We start from the raw sequence: 625 nt of genomic DNA, 5'->3' as shown, positions 1-625 counted from the left end.
GTGGCCGCCCGCCCCGACCTGCCCGGCGACCTGCTGCGCACCCTGGTGACCGACGCGCACGGCTTCGTGCGGGCGTCCGTCGCGCGGCGGCTGGACCTGCCGCTGGACTGCCTGCTCACGCTGGCGACCGACGATGACCCCGACGTGCTCTCGACCCTGGCGCGGCGGGTGGACCTGCCGAAGAACGTCCGGGACTGGCTGGCCGCCAGCGAGCATCCCCTGGTCAGAGCCGCCGCCCTGCAAGCCTGGAGCGTGCCCGCCGCCTGGCTGTACAAGGCCGAGCACGACGCCGAGGACGAGGTGCGAGCGGCTCTGGCCCGGCGCCCGGATATCCGCCCGGAGGTGCTGGCCCGCCTCGCCCGCGACGAGTCCGAACAGGTGCGCCGCGCCGTGCTGGAGCGCACCGATCTCCCGGAAGGGGCGGTGCTGGCCCTCGCCCGCGATCCCCTCCCCGACATCCGGCTGCATGTCGCCAGCGCCGAGGGCCTGAGCGGGACTGTGCTGGACGTGCTGCTAAACGATCCAGACACCGCCGTGCGGACCATCCTCGCGGTGCGGCCCGACCTCGGCCCGGACCGCCTCGCCCGCCTCGCCGCCGACCCCGACCCGGAGGTGCGCCGGGCAG

General features: G+C 75.7%; 1 pseudogene. It reads left to right on the top strand.

Annotated elements, in window-relative coordinates:
• A pseudogene (locus QOL99_RS17445) lies at window positions 1–625 on the top strand (hypothetical protein); the annotation flags it as partial.

This window comes from Deinococcus rhizophilus (assembly GCF_030271215.1).
GTDB classification, from domain to species: Bacteria; Deinococcota; Deinococci; order Deinococcales; family Deinococcaceae; genus Deinococcus; species Deinococcus rhizophilus.
This window is presented reverse-complemented; position numbering and strand designations above follow the sequence as displayed.